The following is a 16044-nucleotide window of genomic DNA, read 5'->3' on the forward strand; positions in this document are numbered from 1 at the left end:
CCTGCGCTTGTCGATTTATGGCGCTCACTATAGATTGGCGTTCGCACACTCAATATTGGCGTTTGCCCAAGTGATCAATGCAGCTACGCACTATCGGATCGACTACCCGGATCTGGCGCTGATTCTTGCTCTGGTTCGTGCCGGGTCTCTGGGCCGTGCTTCACAGTTGTTGAAGGTTGACGTATCGACCGTGTTCCGCGCGGTGCGCCGGCTTGAATCTGCGCTAGGTCAGCAATTGTTCGAAAAAAGCCGTGCCGGCTACTTGCCGACAACCCTCGCACGCACCTTGGCCGAGCAGGCCGAGCGCGCCGAACAGGCGTTGGAGGCCGCGCGTGTGGGCGTGGAGCTGGGCGGCGAAGTGATCAGCGGCACGGTGCGGCTGACCTGTACCGATTCCGTGTTACACAGCCTGCTGCTACCGGCGTTGGCGCAGTTCATGCCGAAATACCCCGCGCTGACCCTCGAATTAAGCACGTCCAATGACTTTGCCAACCTCAGCCGACGTGACGCCGATATCGCTTTGCGCCTGACGCGCACGCCGCCCGAGCACCTGATCGGCCGGCAACTGGCGAAGGTTGTTTACCGGGTATGCGCCAGTGAAAGTTATATGCAGAACATCGATACGTCGGATCTCGCTGCGCTGACCTGGATTGCTCCGGACGACTTTCTGCCCGATCACCCGAGCGTTGTCTGGCGCCGCCAGCAGTTGCCTGGAGTGACGCCGGCTTATCGTTGCAACAGCATGCTTGGAGTGACGCAACTGGTGCGGGCCGGGCTCGGCGTGGCGGCGTTGCCGGACATTCTGATGGGCGATGGCCTACAGGCGTTGGGTGAGCCGTTGCACGGCTATGACAGCGCCTTATGGCTGCTGACCCGACCCGATTGCCGAGCGTTACGCTCGGTGGTCACGCTGTTTGATGAACTGGGGCAAGCGTTGCGCGTGGCGTAATCAGCGCCAGCCTTAGCGCGCCCGTTCCCACAGATTCAGCAGACCTGCACAATGTCAGCTGTGGGAGCGAGCCTGCTCGCGAAAGCCGCGCCTCGGTCCACCTCTTTACACAAATCTCACCCCGGCGCCCGCTCATTGGCAAACATGCTCACGGCCTCCACCGCTTCACTCGCGCCGTCGCGAATCTGCAGAATCACCGTGCCCGCCTGATTGGCCAGCTCGACCCCTTCCGCCGCGCGGCCACGGGTGCCTTCCATGCTCTTGATGGCCTGGCGGGTTTCGCTCTGGATCAGGCCGATCATGTTGGAAATTTCCGCAGTTGAGCCGCTGGTGCGGCCGGCCAACAGTCGCACTTCGTCGGCAACCACGGCAAAACCACGGCCCTGTTCACCGGCGCGAGCGGCTTCGATGGCGGCGTTGAGCGCGAGTAGATTGGTCTGGTCGGCAATCGCACGGATGGTGTTGACGATGGCGGTGATCTGTTCGGAGCGCTCGCCCAATTGCGCAATCAAGGTTGAGGATTGGGCGATATCTTCGGCGATTTCGCGCATTTCGCTGGCGGCTTGCTGGATCACTTGGGTGCCTTGCTCGGCAACTTTTCGAGTCGCCACCGAGATGTGATAAGCCGCACTGGCACTGCGTGCATCCTGCTCATGCTGGACCACGCGGGCGGTAACGTCGGAGGCGAACTTGACCACTTTGCACAAGCGCCCGGCGGCATCGTAGACCGGGTTGTAGTTGGCTTCGAGCCAAACCGTTTGCCCGCGTTTATCGACGCGTTCAAACAAGCCGTGAAAAAGCTCACCCTGATTCAAGCGACGCCAGAAATCATGATACGCACCGCTGTTGACCAGCTCCGAGGTGCAGAACAAACGGTGATGTTTACCCTTCAATTCGGCGAGCGTGTAACCCATGCGCGTCAGAAAATTCTGATTGGCGGTGAGGACATTGCCCTCGAGGTCGAACTCGATCACGGCCATCGCCCGGTCAATCGCCTGCAACTTGGCGTTGGCTTCGCTTTCCTGTTGCACCTTGGCGGTCACGTCCATGGCGTACTTGACCACTTTCACCACGCGTCCCGAAGCATCCTTGATCGGGTTGTAACTGGCTTCGAGCCAGATCGGCTGACCCTGGCTGTTGATTCGCTCAAACGTGCCGGACTGAAACTGGCCATTCTTCAGGCGCGACCACAGTTCAGTGTATTGCGCGCTGCGGCCGAATTCTGGTGTGCAGAAACGCCGATGCGGCTGACCAATGGCTTGCTCGGCGGTGTAGCCCATGGTTTTGAGGAAGTTGTCGTTGGCGCGCATCACCACGCCCTCCAGATCAAATTCGATCACCGCCATCGAGCGATTGATCGCATCGAGCAGGCCGGATTGTTCAGTGAGGGTGCGCTGAAGGTCGTCAATAATGGATTTTTGGCGATTGAAGAACATGCTCGCAGTACTCTGGAAATTGGGAAGATCAAGGATTCAGTCCCTATTACCGCGCCGGCAGACCGAATGCGCGGTGCGGCATTCGGCGGTGACTGCTCAATGCCAGCGTTCCTTGGCTGGCAGAGTGCTACTTATACAAAAAATCATAAACCTGTACAAGTGTGTGAATTTTTGTAGGTTTGTATAAGTTTTCGGTGGTGGACCAATTGGTCAGCAATTACTCGGATGGCGTATCGGACGGCTGCAAGCCTTGAAGCGTGGGGTTCTCAGCGTTTTGTCGGCATGGTTTGGGGGGTTGTTGCCATTCTTGTACAAGGGCAAAGCGGTTCGGACCGATACTCAGGCGCACTGGCGCATGAACAATCTGCGCAAGATTGTTCCTGAAAGACGTTGCAGGATGGTGCTGGCGGCCAGCCGTTCGTCGGCCGCGCCAGTTCAGCAGGGCGTTCAGACCTGATAGCGCGCCAGAAACATCTCCAGCGCTGATTCGGCGACGGTCTGCTGCGTCTCGGCATCCAGCGCGGCGCGACCCATCGATATCTGTGGCCAGAAACCAAAGGCCTTCAGCAGTCCCTGGACCTGATGCGCGGCGAACTCCGGATCGACCGCTTTCAAACGACCATCGGCCTGCGCCGCCCGAATCCACACGGTCAGTGCTTCCTCGCGCTCGCCCATGCGCTCGATCATGTTCTGTGCACGTTCTGGCGAATGAATGGTCGCCGCAATCGCAACCCGCGCCAGCGTCAGAAAGTTTTCGTCGGCCATCATTTGCACCTTGGCCTGGAGCAGCGGCCACAACTGCTCGCGCAGTGGCAGGTCGCGACGGTAAGCGACGGACTGCTCGGCGCTGATGCGCGCCCACAATTGATTGAGGATTTCCGCGAACAGCTCTTCCTTGCTAGGGAAGTGGTTGTACACCGTGCGCTTCGACACGCCCGCGCTCGCGGCGATCTTGTCCATGCTGGTGATCTCGAACCCATTGGCACGGAATTCGGCAATCGCCGCCTGGATAATGGCTGCGCGTTTACGCTCGGTGAGGCGCTGGGGAGCTGTCATAAGGTCGCTTAGGCAGAAAAGAGGAAATTACACTTGGCAGTTTACTTGGCGGCAGCTTTGATGCAACCTAGAAACTACACCCGTCAGTGTAATGTTGCGTTAATCCTCGCCGCTTACAAAACCGACAGTTCGGCCTCTGCGTGCAGCCTGGCCATCAACCGTCCCACCGTTGGAAAGCCGCGTAATTCGCGGTATTCCGGAGTCATTCAGTCATGGCCGATCCAGTCTCGCTCACGGATAACACTTCCACGCCTGAAGCCTCGCGCCAGGCTCAAGGGCTGTTCCGCAATCACGCACCGGTGCAGCGCGAAGGTCTGCGCAAAATGCTGCGGATCCTGTGGAACATGATCTTCCACAAACCGCGCACGACCCGGCCCAGCGCCGCGATCCCGGTGCAAGCACTGACCCGCGAAGATCTGCTGGCCGCACCGAACCACAGCGTTTATCGCCTCGGCCACTCTACCTTGCTGCTGAAAATGCGCGACAAATTCTGGATCACCGACCCGGTCTTCGCCGAGCGCGCCTCACCGGTGCAGTGGGCTGGCCCGAAACGCTTTCACCAGCCGCCGATCAGCATCGACCAGTTGCCGCCGATCGAAGCGGTGATCCTGTCCCACAACCACTACGACCACCTCGATTACGCCGCCGTGCTCAGACTGGCGGCGAAAACCAACCTGTTCCTCACACCGCTGGGCGTCGGCGACACCCTGATCAAATGGGGCATCGATGCCAGCAAAGTCCGCCAGTACGACTGGTGGCAGGGCGCGGAAATCGCCGGCATTCGCTTTATCGCCACACCCTCGCAGCACTTTTCCGGCCGTGGCTTGTTCGATGGCAACAGCACGCTGTGGGCGTCCTGGGTAATGATCGACGGCGACACCCGCATCTTCTTCAGCGGCGACAGCGGTTACTTCGACGGCTTCAAACGCATCGGCGAGCAGTACGGGCCGTTCGACCTCACCCTGATGGAAACCGGCGCTTACAACGTCGAATGGCCACACGTGCACATGCAGCCAGAAGAAACCCTGCAAGCGCACATCGACCTCAAGGGCCGCTGGCTCTTCCCGATCCACAACGGCACCTTCGACCTGGCCATGCACGCCTGGCACGAACCCTTCGACCGCATCCTCGCCCTGGCCTGGGAACGCAGCGTCGCCATCACAACCCCGCAGATGGGCGAAGCGTTCAATATCGCTCAACCGCAACGCGGCAGTGCGTGGTGGACGGCGGTTGAAGGGGAGGGTGAGGTGGTGGCGCAGAATGCATGATGGCTTCGCCTCAAGCGAATACCACTTCAATCCGGCCCTCTTTGCGTGATCGGGGGGCCGATTTGACTACGATCTGCACGTCTCGTCCGAGACGAGATAGGCACTCCATCATTTTTGCCTCACTGATTCCGCGAAATTTGCCGCGCAACATTTCGGAAAGCTTGGGCTGTGAAAGTCCTAGAATTTCCGACGCCTGAATTTGAGTGAGATGACGCGCCTTGATGATTGCGCCAATTTTTGCTGCGAGCTGCGACTTGACCTGCATTTCACTGGCATTGGGTAAGTCCAGATCTTGATAGACGTTTCCACTGCCTACTTCAATCTCCATAGCTTTCTGATCCTTTCGCATGATCCTGAGCTGCTCGAAGTCTGTTTCTGATCAGATCAATGTCTGACTGGGCGGTTTTGATCCCGCTTTTCGACTTTTTCTGAAAGCAGTGCAAAACGTAAATTGCACAGCCGAAACGAACCGTATAAACGGCTCGGTAGGTGTTGGTATCGAAGTCTTCTATTAATTCCAGGACACCCGCTCCTCCAAACCCTTTCAATGGTTTTGCATCTGGATACTTCAACCCACATTGAGCCAGATCCAATGCATGACCAAAAACGTCTTGTACCTCCGTGGGCATCTGCTTGAGATCTTTCCTGCTACTGCAGACCCACAAGAGTGGCTTCCTTGCACTCATGCGAAAATATACCTATTTGGGAATAAAGTTCAACCTTGCCCTATCAATCAGCCATCGCAAAATCCCCACGCGCTGCTGATTCTGGCCTCACCTCATTCAAACTCGCACTACGCCCCGGCCTGAATCCCGGAAAAAACACCAACCCCAGCGCCTCAAATCGATAAGCCAGCGCCAGCCGCGCTGCGTCCGCCACTTCTTGCTGTGCCTCGAAGCGTTGAATGTCTTCAACCGGCACCTGCGCCTCGCGCGATAGTTGTTCCACGCTCCAGCCCAGCATCGCTCGGGCCTGGACGCAGTGCGTCGGGGTGAACTGGAAAAGGGCAATGCGTTCGAGAATGTGGTTCATCGCAAGAGAGGCCATGGTGTGCTCCGGGCTCAAAAGTGCTGATTGAAAATGTACTGTGTTTTTGTACAGTTGTTTTCGGCCGGGATCAAACGCATTTTTAGATTTGCCCTACTTCGCCGCCTCCAACCAGACGGACGGTGCCTGACCGAGCACGCGCCGGAACATCGTCGAGAACGCCGCCGGGCTTTCATAGCCGAAGTCCAGCGCTATGCGCGTGACCGCCTCGCCCTCGGCCAGTCGCGCCAGCGCCAGCACCACGCAGGCCTGCTGCCGCCACTGACGAAAGCTGAGCCCGGTCTGCTGCCGAAACAATCTGTTAAAGGTGCGTAAGCTTATGTGTATCTGCTCGGCCCAATACTGCGGGGATTGGTGTGCGTTGGGCTTGTTCAGAAAGGTCCGACACAGACTGAGGAGCTTTCCTTCGGCTGGCATAGGGATATGTAGGGGCAACACCTCACTGCGTGTCAGCTCATGCAACAACAAGTCGAACAGCGCGCCGTCACGTCCGTCCAAGTCATACAGCAGCGGAGCTGCCACCGCCTCCATCAACAGATGACGCATCAACGGCGACACGCTGATCACCTGGCAGCGCGGTCCCAGATCCACCGCGCCGGCCTCAATATACAAACTGCGAGTGCTGACCCCGAGCATCAACACCTCATGTGCCACCCCCGGCGGAATCCACACCGCCCGCTGCGGCGGCACCACCCAATTGCCGTCATGGGTGCGGACTTGCATCACGCCGGTCGCGCCGTACAACAACTGCGCGCGCCGATGTGTATGAAAAGGCAGCAGGTGACCGTGGGAATAGTCCGTACCGAGCGCCACCACCTTGCGCGGTGTGTCATCCAGTTGGTTGATCGAAACATTGCGCATGTGCGTCTTCCGGTGGTTGGCGTAAACGCGAGCATTATTGGCTGACATGCTGAAGCGGGCCAAGCGGCGAAACTCTATCGTCGAGCGCTTTCCCACCACGGACGCCTCGACATGTTCTATCTACTGTTGACCTGCTTCGGCTGCCTGACCGGTATCTCCGCCGTGCTGTTCGGCTTCGGCGGCGGCTTCGTCATTGTGCCGCTGCTGTATCGCCTGCTCACCGCCAGCCACGGCGCCGACGACCCAATCAGCCAATCGGCCATGCACATCGCCGTCGCCACTTCGACCTGCGTAATGATCGTCAACGCCCTGATTGCCACCAACCAACACCGCCGCGCCGGCAATCTCATCCGCCATTACCTGTGGCCGTTGGGTGGGTTTATTGGAGTGGGTGCGGTCGTAGGTGCAACAGCGGCGGTGTGGGTCAGCGGCGAAGTGATTCGCTATGCATTCATCGCCTACCTCGGCGTAACCATCATCGACTGCCTGCTCAGACGCGGATTTCTTCGCCACACCGACGGTGTCATCCCACGCCGACTCAGCCGTACAGAAACCTCCACCGGCGGCGTAGGCATCGGCGCCATCGCGACCTTTCTCGGTGTAGGAGGAAGCGTCATGACCGTGCCGCTGTTGCGCCGCTGCGGGCTGAGCATGTCGCAGGCCACCTCCATGGCCAATCCGCTGAGCGTGCCGGTAGCAGTGGCCGGGACGCTGACGTACATGGCGCTGGCCGGGTTCAGCGAGACGGATCTGGGTGCGTGGTTTGTCGGGTATGTGGATTTGCTGGCTTTTGCGGTGCTGACGGTGGGGGCGTTGTTGGGGATAAGGCTCGCGACACTGTGGATCGGGCGGATTCCGGATCGGGTGCATGCGTGGGTCTATATTGGATTGCTGATTATCGTGATGCTGTGTATCTCGGTGAAATGAACCATTGCCAAGTTACAGCGCAAGAAACCAAAATCGATAACTGAACGCTGCCTCCAGCAATAACCAGAGAACCAGGATGTTGATCTTTAATTGCACCGAAGCCGCCAGCAAGTTTTTTAGCCGTGTTCACAAAGGCAAAAAGGTCACGCCGGTGGACGCTAATCCGCCGTCCTCAATCATCGAAGATCATGAGTTGAGCGGTGCTGACGAGCAGTGGCTGGTTCACACCATAACGGTGCAACGCAAGCACGTGCTGCTGGTCATTCACGTCAAAACCCGTTATTGCCTGATTCTGGCCGATTTGAAAAAGGCCAATACCGAAGATTTCGTTGCGCGGTTTATTGATCGCTGGGTCCATGGATTGATGATCAACGCACACCTTCATAAACTCGGACCCTGGCTTAACCCGGAATTGATGGCGGCGCGTCTGCTACAGACCTGTGAACACCAACGTTTTTATCGACGCAGCCATCGCAGCGCGCAAAAACACATTGATGAGATTGCATGGATGTTCCAGGACAAGGTCGCCCATACCGGGTCTTTGCCACCGGATGAAACCGCAGCGATGGTGTTCGACGCGCAAATGAATGACACACCCAGGAATAGCAAGGGCGCCAAGTCTTACTTCTTCCCGGATGAAGAAATGACACTCCACTGGCTGCGTCATTACTGCTTTCTTGATGACGTCCAGCTCCATGCGGCCAAGGAACGTCGCCAACAAGTGGCTCGAGAACTCACAGCCCTTGAACACGAAGCCTGGCTTAAAGAGTACGAACGAGAAAACTCGAATAGTTGATCGACTCTCGCCATAATCCGCAGCGTATTTTTCAGCGTCGGCGCCGTCGATGCTATTTCCGACTTCTTCAAGGATCGATCCATGTTCAAAGGATTGAAGCGCCTGGCGCCATGCGCTGCTGTGCTGTTCTCATTGGTTTCCGTCGCGCATGCCGAAGAAGGCCCGCGTGTCTTTACCGGTACGTTGGGCGAATCACCGATCGTGGTTGAGCTCAATACTGCACAACACGACGAAGTGACCGGTCGTTATTTCTACGAGAAGTACCACCGTGACCTGGCGCTCAGCGGCTCGCTGCAGAACAACACGCTGAGTCTCGTCGAAGGCAACAACCGTTACAGTGAAGAAAAACTGCTTCCTACCCTGAAGTTAAAATCCACCGCTAATGGTTGGCAGGGCGAATGGCGAAATCCCAAGGGCAAGAAGTTTCCGGTGCAACTGACCGAAGCCCAACTTCCTGCGCCAGCAGCCACAACGCTGCCCTTTATTGCCACGTTGCCAAAGGACGATCCCTACGAGTATTTGCGCTTGCAGGGGCTCAAGCTCAAGCCGGAAAAGAAAGAAAACTTCATGGGCTACGACCTGCAATGGTGGACCGAGCCTGAGTCGAAGATCTCGCTGTTCAGCGTCGAGTCGGGCTACCCGAAAGAAGAACAACAGCGCATCAACAACCACTTGCTCGGACGACTCTGGACTGAAGTCATCGACTATCACCGCTGCATGATGGATGGCGGGGAATACGCCGAGTTCGATCAAGGCGCTGCCCCGCAGTTTCTCTCGGCCGACGTGGTCAGTCTGGATATCTCCACCGGCTACAGTTGCGGCGGCGCCCACCCGGACTTCGGCAGTTCACCGATCAATCTGAATGCGCACACCGGTGAATTGTTGAAACTCAAGGATGTGCTGTGGATTGGTGAGCCCGATAGCGCAGCCACCGAATACGATCAACTGAAAGTCATGGCGCCGTGGCTGGTCAAGCAGTTCACTACGCTGTACCCCGGGGAAATGAAAAAGCCCGCCGAAGACGATGGCGACTGCGACTACACCGATGAAAGTGTTTGGGGTTACTCCAACTGGCACTTCACGCCGAAGGGGATTTACCTCGGCGCTTACTTCGCCCGATACCAGCGCAACTGCGACAACCCCGATTGGCCAGTGCTGCCGTACTCGCTAGTCAATCAACACCGTGGCGAAGCCAAACTGCAACTACCCGAAGGCTAACCGTCACTCCAGGCTCGGCGCTTCACGAATGATGAAGTGATCCAGGTTCTCGATATTGGCATTGAAGACCTCGAAAGGCTTTTCGGGGTTCTTCTTGCCAGGCACCTGCTTCAACTCCGGCGTCACCCCATAGAAGAAACAAAACAACGCCTTGTCGCTGTCCACCGCGTGCTTGATCTCTTCCAGAAACGCCTTGCGCTTGCGGTAGTTGTCGATCAGCTTCTTGTTCAGATAAACGCTGACCGGATACGGCTTCTTCTTACTGTCCTCGGGCTTCTTGAACCAGACCTTGTCTTCGAAATCGATACGAAAACTGGCGCCGCTGTGGAAGTCCTCAATCTTCTTGATCCGCCCCCAGTAAATCAGTCCCTTGTTGTCCGTCAGATATTCAATCTTCTTGAAGAACGAACTGTAAGGCGCCGAATGCTCACCGACCTTCAACGGCATCCGCTTAAGCAAATCCTTGTCAGCGAAGTTCGAAACGAAACACTCCACGGGATGCGCAAACACACTGGTCTTGTCCGGCGCCGACTCACGCCCCGCTGACTCCTTGCCACTGTCCGCCGCTGCCCGCACCGGATCATCCCGCAACACATCCGCCGCCCCCGCGGGCGCGACAGGCTTGCGCACATACTCACGCCGCGTCAGCAACAACTCCGACGGAAAGTGCTCCTCGCGCCCGTCATCCGCCTCGCCATCCAACGCCTCAACCCCAGACGCCGACGCCTTCAAACTCACATACGGACAACCCGCCACATGCTGCGTCGTGGGCAGATTCTTGAAGTGCGGCGTGCGCACGTAATTCACGTTCTTTGCATTGAACGTACCCAACTTGTTGGCCGCCGCGAACGCCGAACGACAGGCATCGTTGGGGCACTGGAAGTGTTCCTTCGCCGAGTCGAAGGCCACTGTCTCATCGAAATTGAGATCGCGAACGTCATAGATCGACAACTTGTCGTCGAGGCTGAGGCAGTAGGCGAGGTCGAATTTCATGGTGGGGCTCGGATCCTTGAGTGGGGGAGGGGTATTAATGATGGGGAAAACGATTATTTGTAGACGGAGCACAATCCGGAAAAGCTCCTTGGATATGCCTAGATCCAGACACCGTCGCTCGATTCCTGTTTCTTGGGTGTGTCAGGCCTACCGATAACTGATGGCATGAAAAATAGCCTTGGTAGGAAAAAAATAGATTCCTACAGAGGTTGCAACACCGCTTGTAAGATAGTACTTAATCTCCGTAGGAATAGTCGTCATTCGACCATTCGGCAGGCAAGAAAATTGAGAAAAAATCAAAAGTCGTAAGATTTTTTGATCCTGCCGCAGGGAAAATTACAACTGTTGATACTGACCATATTGAAAAATACTAGCGCGGAGTACTTTTTATGAAAGGGATTGAGGCTGGAGCTAGCTCGATGGTGGAAATTTTTGAGAAGGAGGCTTGCTACCGTTCCCCTCTCTTTCAGCGGCAGTACGTTTGGGGCAAGTCTCAGATTAGTGAACTTTGGGATGACATCACGCAAATTGTGGAAGGCGTTGAATCCTCGAGATTTTTAGGTGCGGTTGTTTTCGATATAAAAAGTGCTGGTAGGGCATTCAATGCTGACGATATAGAAATCATTGATGGGCAGCAACGTTTATCTACCATCTATTTTTTTATTATTCAGTTTGGTCTGCTCGCTGAAAAATATGGTCTTAACGATGTAGCGAAAGATTTGTTCGAGAAGTATGTTCTGATTCAGAAAACAAAGCAGCGTGGGGAGCCCAAGATCCTTCCCACTCTGCTTGATTTGCGGCAATTAAATAATGTTCTTCGCGAAATTCCTGATAAATACTCTGCAAAATCTTTGTTTGATCATGGTGATAAAGCTGGTCGTATAAAGGACGCGAATATAGAAATCGGAAAGTTGATTGAAAAATCGTGCCTGGATGACACGGGCAGTTTTAGCGAGGAACTCTTTGAGAAATACCTTGTTGTGCTGCTTGAAAGACTGCAAGTGGTAACTATCTACTTGGGAGATGATCAAGATCCTCACCAGGTTTTTGATAGTCTCAATGCAAAAGGGATTAAGTTAGACAGTAAGGATTTGATCAGGAATTTGGTTTTTCAGAAGACTTTGGAGAATCCAGAAGCTACTGAGATGGTATATCGCTCTTACTGGTTGCCCCTTGAAGAATCAATGGGTGATCATTTTGAAAATTATTTCTTTCCTTTTTCCTTATCAGATACTCCATCCACAACCAAGTCAAAAATGCTCACTACCCTTAAATCTAGATGGAAAGATTGGAGTGCACTAGATATCATAAAGGATATCAAGCGCCATAAGGATATCTATCTTTGTTTTGTGGGTGGGGACGCGGAATTGTCTGAGGCGCAGCAAAGGTATGAGTTGTCTGCCCGTACATTGGATTCAATTGTTAGCCTGAAGCGCATAAAAATGCCTGCGTCAGTGCTGCCATTTGTTTTTAGGCTTTTTAGCTTGGTGGCGGAAGATAAGCTAAAGCAAGATATATTTGCGACTTATTTGGAGTTAGTTGAGTCGTTCTTAGTGCGTCGTGCTATTTGCGGTTATGAGCCCACAGGCCTGCATGCATTATTCAAAGATATGTTTAATAAGATAAGTGATAAAGGGGGGTGTAATAAGCCGGCGTTATTTATGGATATAATTTCTGAAAATAAAACGGTTGTATTTCCTGATAATGAAATGTTTTTCGATGCGATTTGTAATAAGCCTCTTTATTCTAGGAAAATAAGCAAGTATGTGATAGTGGAGTATGAGAATGGATTTGATGGGGATCCAATCTCTCATTCTCAGCCAATGACTATCGATCATGTTATGCCTCAGAATTCATCTAACTGGAATGTTGATGATGGCGAGCATAGTCGTTTTTGTGATACATGGGGTAACTTGGTCCCGCTCAGTAGTCCTTCAAACTCTAAAAAGAGCAATAGGAGTTGGGAGGATACTCAGGTGATTTATCGTGATGAGACTTTGTATAGAACACCAAAAACGATTTCTAATTTAAAAGAGTGGAATATCGAGATGATTAAAAAGCGCGGCGCAGATATCGCGGCTTGGGCCTGTGAGCGTTGGAGTAAGCAGATTTAGTGCAGGATGAGATTTTTAGGTGGGAAGGATGACTGCCATTCTTTCCTTTTTACTCTTGTTTTAATCTTGTTATCTTTTTTATAGAGCTCAGCAGTGAATTCAAGCTTATCGCTCGAGTGATGACAGCGTTGGTGACAGTTAGGACATAGCGCAACAACATTCGATGGGCGATCTGATCCATTCTCCGAGAGATGCTTAACGTGGTGCACCTCCAAAAAAGGCTCACCACTCTTTTCAAACGGTGCGGGGTTGCCACAACCTTCGCACCTACCATTAGCCTGCTGGCGAACCCATGCCCTTAATTCAGGATCTCGAAGATATGTCTTTTTTGTGCACTCAGCCTGTACCGGATTTATGATGCCTTTTGGTACATACAGAAATGCCTGACTCTCAAATTTTGCTGCCCGGCGCTCCAATAGTTCTTCATCCGCAGTCGGAGCAGAATCTTCGGGTGTCAAAATAAGAGAAGCATTTAGCGCCATACGAATGCTGCGTGCTACATTCGCGCCAACATTCTTGGCAGGTTTGTAGCCTTCAATACGCGTTCGACCCATTTCTACCAGCACGGTAGAGATGTTCTGCATCCGAAACTCGACCGAGCCTTTAGTCCGACCGGCTAAGGGGCCTTCACGCAAGATTCGATTTTCCTCAGTCTTGACGAATTTCTGGCTGCTCTGCTCGCGTGCCAGCATTTTGAGATAGGCGTCGACTGCCGCCTGAATCTCTACGTCACTCCAATCGCTATTACTTTTTTTCGTGTCCATACAATCGCCGAGGGTTGAAAACCCCCGGACGATACTGAGTGGCCATCACATCTGTCTACGAAAAGTCCTACAGGAAATAGCGACGAGTCCTGCGCGGTCCTACAAATTTGTTCCTAACCCATCGAATGCTTCGAAGACTGAAACACCTGCGCAACCCTCCGCCACCAGGGTTTCTCTAGAGAAGCTCGTCGTGGATTTTGATGGTTCAACAGGTAAGGCATATCCCGAAGCCGAATCCAGCCCTCATCTTGCCAATGCAGCAGGCTCAAAGACATCTCCGGCCAATCCAACAAACTCAACATTGGCCGATTCGAATCTCCCGAATCTGCAGCGTCGCGCAAGGTTGGCACTACCTCGTTGGTCAGCCACTCCCGCAACAACCGATTCCCCGGAACATAGTGATACACCAACAGCGCATACACCCCGGACTCACTGAGCATCAGATGCTGCTGAGGTTCTCGAAAGTACTCAATCCACATGACGCGACGCTGATCGATATCTAGCTTGTTGACCACACGATCATTCAGATGGAAGCCCATCAATCGGCCGACATCGCGGGCGGCGAACCAAGGCTGGTTTTCGAATAGAAGGGCATGTAGCGAAAGATTGTGGCGAGAGAAGACGGTTACCGAGAATGGAACAGACATATTTATGACCTCTACGTTTTAGATTTGGGAAGGCCTGACCCCAACGTAGAGTGGACTTAAGAAATCCCAACGAGCAGAGCAGTTGCCACCGACGAATTACACGTCTGTGTCACTAACCAAGCTTTCTACGTTGGGCGTTTCTTAGGCACCTGCGATAGAGCTTAGTAGTGCTCGCACCAGGCTTCAATGGGAAGTGACTGTAAGTGCTGTAGGAAATTGAGCGGTGTGGCGTAGGCGTAAAAAGGTTTACCTATCACCCATAAAAAAGCCCCGATTAGATCGGGGCTTTCTGCTTTCTGCTTTCTGCTTTCTGCTTTCTCGACTCGCCGACTCAAACTGCAATCGTCGAATCGTGCCAAGCGAGATTATCAATCCCAGCTCAGAGCACCACCAGTCTGATACTCAATAACCCGCGTCTCAAAGAAATTCTTCTCTTTCTTCAAGTCCATAATCTCGCTCATCCAAGGGAACGGGTTAGTCGTCCCTGGATATTCCTCTTTAAGGCCGATCTGCGACAAACGACGGTTAGCAATGAACTTCAGATAGTCCTCCATCATCGCCGCATTCATCCCCAACACCCCGCGAGGCATGGTATCCCGCGCGTATTCGATCTCAAGCTGCGTCCCCTGCAAAATCATCTGGGTCGCTTCTTCCTTCATCTCGGCATCCCACAAGTGTGGGTTTTCGATTTTGATCTGGTTGATCACGTCGATGCCGAAGTTCAGGTGCATGGATTCGTCGCGCAGGATGTATTGGAACTGCTCGGCGACGCCGGTCATTTTGTTGCGGCGGCCCATGGAGAGGATCTGGGTGAAGCCGCAGTAGAAGAAGATGCCTTCCAGAACGCAGTAGTAGGCGATCAGGTTGCGCAGCAACTCTTTGTCGGTGTCCGGGGTGCCGGTTTCGAACTTCGGATCGGAGATCGAACGGGTGTATTTCAGGCCCCAGGCGGCTTTTTTCGCGACCGATGGGATCTCGTGGTACATGTTGAAGATTTCGCCTTCATCCATGGCCAGCGATTCGATGCAGTACTGGTAGGCGTGGGTGTGGATCGCTTCTTCGAAAGCCTGGCGCAGGATGTACTGGCGGCATTCCGGGTTGGTGATCAGGCGGTACACGGCCAGGACCAGGTTGTTGGCAACCAGGGAGTCGGCGGTGGAGAAGAAGCCGAGGTTGCGCATGACGATGCGACGCTCGTCGTCGGTCAGGCCTTCCGGATTTTTCCAGAGGGCGATGTCGGCGGTCATGTTGACTTCTTGCGGCATCCAGTGGTTTGCGCAACCGTCCAGATACTTCTGCCAGGCCCAGTCGTACTTGAATGGCACGAGCTGGTTGAGGTCGGCGCGGCAGTTGATCATGCGCTTTTCGTCGACGGCGACACGGGCGGCGGCGCCTTCGAGTTCGGCGAGGCCTTCGGCGACGTCGAGGGAGTTCAGTGCAGCCTTGGCGCGGGCCACGGCGGCCGAGTCGTCGGCGGTCACGGCGCGGGCTTCGAGGGCGGCGGCACCGCCGGCGTTGTCGAGGCGGTCCATGTTGGCTTCGGAAGCGTGGCCGGCGTTGGCGCCTTTTACCGCTACTTCACTGTCTTCTTTGTCGAATTCGTCCCAGCTCAGCATGACGTGTCGTCTCCTGCGTGAGGGCTTGTGCCCGTGTGAAACCTGATGGGTTGGTTTTTCACACGGCCAAACAAGCCGCGTTGGATGTCGTTTTTTGCAGCGATGCACGCAGGCAAATAAACAGAAATTTTGACGGGTTCCGAGAGCCTCTGATGGGCGCAGCCAGTGTCGAGCACTGTTGCGGGGCTTCAGAATGGCGCTTGCTCCCTGTAAGGGAATATTGCTGACCCGTATGGGCGGCATTATAGGGAAATTTTTACCGGCGTGGTGCGGCGAATCGGCTCATGAAGAGGCCGAGGAGGGCAGTGATTCAGGTCCGACCGAGGGTTTACAGGGCTTTGCGTCGGATTGC

16 protein-coding genes are annotated in these 16044 nt (G+C 54.5%); 6 read left to right on the plus strand and 10 right to left on the minus strand.

Annotation, left to right across the window (positions count from 1 at the left end; genetic code table 11):
• Positions 1–7 precede the first annotated feature (7 nt).
• Positions 8–949: a LysR family transcriptional regulator gene (locus J3P75_RS07285; RefSeq protein WP_434711233.1), complete on the plus strand. Its 942-nt coding sequence runs from the start codon at positions 8–10 to the stop codon at positions 947–949.
• 116 nt (positions 950–1065) lie between these two features.
• Here the strand turns inward: J3P75_RS07285 and J3P75_RS07290 are convergent, their stop codons facing one another.
• Both J3P75_RS07290 and J3P75_RS07295 read right to left on the minus strand, forming a co-directional pair.
• A complete protein-coding gene (locus J3P75_RS07290) occupies positions 1066–2385 on the minus strand; it encodes a methyl-accepting chemotaxis protein (protein WP_434709788.1) in 1320 nt (439 codons plus the stop codon).
• Between the two features lie 447 nt (positions 2386–2832).
• A complete protein-coding gene (locus J3P75_RS07295; RefSeq protein ID WP_206415201.1) occupies positions 2833–3441 on the minus strand; it encodes a TetR/AcrR family transcriptional regulator in 609 nt (202 codons plus the stop codon).
• 212 nt (positions 3442–3653) lie between these two features.
• Here J3P75_RS07295 and J3P75_RS07300 point away from each other — a divergent pair, with 212 nt between their 5' ends.
• A complete protein-coding gene (locus J3P75_RS07300; RefSeq protein ID WP_434709789.1) occupies positions 3654–4709 on the plus strand; it encodes an MBL fold metallo-hydrolase in 1056 nt (351 codons plus the stop codon).
• A 10-nt stretch (positions 4710–4719) separates the two neighbouring features.
• On the opposite strand, the gene J3P75_RS07305 is transcribed toward J3P75_RS07300, so the two are convergent.
• The 4 genes from J3P75_RS07305 to J3P75_RS07320 all read right to left on the minus strand — a co-directional run bounded on the left by J3P75_RS07305 (position 4720) and on the right by J3P75_RS07320 (position 6617).
• On the minus strand, positions 4720–5037 hold the full coding sequence (locus J3P75_RS07305) for a helix-turn-helix domain-containing protein (RefSeq protein WP_090285453.1): 318 nt from the start codon (positions 5035–5037) through the stop codon (positions 4720–4722).
• A complete protein-coding gene (locus J3P75_RS07310; protein WP_197677946.1) occupies positions 5027–5338 on the minus strand; it encodes a type II toxin-antitoxin system RelE/ParE family toxin in 312 nt (103 codons plus the stop codon). Before J3P75_RS07310 ends, J3P75_RS07305 begins: the two co-directional genes overlap by 11 nt.
• Before the next feature lie 100 nt (positions 5339–5438).
• The gene (locus J3P75_RS07315) at positions 5439–5756 is read right to left on the minus strand and encodes an XRE family transcriptional regulator (protein ID WP_434709790.1); all 318 of its coding nucleotides are present in this window, start codon (positions 5754–5756) and stop codon (positions 5439–5441) included.
• 93 nt (positions 5757–5849) lie between these two features.
• Complete coding sequence (locus tag J3P75_RS07320; RefSeq protein WP_434709791.1) at positions 5850–6617, minus strand: AraC family transcriptional regulator; 768 nt, start codon at positions 6615–6617, stop codon at positions 5850–5852.
• Between the two features lie 111 nt (positions 6618–6728).
• Here J3P75_RS07320 and J3P75_RS07325 point away from each other — a divergent pair, with 111 nt between their 5' ends.
• From J3P75_RS07325 to J3P75_RS07335, 3 genes are all read left to right on the plus strand, one after another.
• Complete coding sequence (locus J3P75_RS07325; protein ID WP_434709792.1) at positions 6729–7544, plus strand: sulfite exporter TauE/SafE family protein; 816 nt, start codon at positions 6729–6731, stop codon at positions 7542–7544.
• A gap of 76 nt (positions 7545–7620) precedes the next feature.
• Complete coding sequence (locus J3P75_RS07330) at positions 7621–8340, plus strand: DUF6933 domain-containing protein (protein ID WP_434709793.1); 720 nt, start codon at positions 7621–7623, stop codon at positions 8338–8340.
• An 81-nt stretch (positions 8341–8421) separates the two neighbouring features.
• Entirely contained in the window at positions 8422–9558 is a 1137-nt protein-coding gene (locus J3P75_RS07335) for a hypothetical protein (RefSeq protein WP_434709794.1), read from the plus strand.
• Between the two features lie 3 nt (positions 9559–9561).
• Here J3P75_RS07335 and J3P75_RS07340 read toward each other — a convergent pair whose 3' ends face one another.
• The gene (locus J3P75_RS07340) at positions 9562–10551 is read right to left on the minus strand and encodes a hypothetical protein (RefSeq protein WP_434709795.1); all 990 of its coding nucleotides are present in this window, start codon (positions 10549–10551) and stop codon (positions 9562–9564) included.
• Positions 10552–10940: 389 nt separating this feature from the next.
• On the opposite strand from J3P75_RS07340, the gene J3P75_RS07345 reads away from it, so the two are divergent.
• Positions 10941–12665 carry a DUF262 domain-containing protein gene (locus J3P75_RS07345; protein ID WP_434709796.1) on the plus strand — a complete coding sequence of 575 codons (1725 nt, stop codon included), beginning with the start codon at positions 10941–10943 and terminating at the stop codon, positions 12663–12665.
• Here J3P75_RS07345 and J3P75_RS07350 read toward each other — a convergent pair.
• The 3 genes from J3P75_RS07350 to J3P75_RS07360 all read right to left on the minus strand — a co-directional run bounded on the left by J3P75_RS07350 (position 12662) and on the right by J3P75_RS07360 (position 15692).
• On the minus strand, positions 12662–13429 hold the full coding sequence (locus J3P75_RS07350; RefSeq protein ID WP_434709797.1) for an HNH endonuclease: 768 nt from the start codon (positions 13427–13429) through the stop codon (positions 12662–12664). The genes J3P75_RS07345 and J3P75_RS07350 overlap by 4 nt on opposite strands.
• Positions 13430–13542: 113 nt before the next feature.
• Positions 13543–14076 (minus strand): BRO-N domain-containing protein, encoded by a 534-nt coding sequence (locus J3P75_RS07355; protein WP_434709798.1) that lies wholly within the window; start codon positions 14074–14076, stop codon positions 13543–13545.
• A 368-nt stretch (positions 14077–14444) separates the two neighbouring features.
• Positions 14445–15692, minus strand: a complete 1248-nt coding sequence (locus J3P75_RS07360; RefSeq protein WP_090285427.1) for a ribonucleotide-diphosphate reductase subunit beta — start codon at positions 15690–15692, stop codon at positions 14445–14447.
• Positions 15693–16044 lie beyond the last annotated feature (352 nt).

This window comes from Pseudomonas sp. R1-1, from assembly GCF_051132135.1.
In the GTDB taxonomy this organism is placed as follows: Bacteria; Pseudomonadota; Gammaproteobacteria; order Pseudomonadales; family Pseudomonadaceae; genus Aquipseudomonas.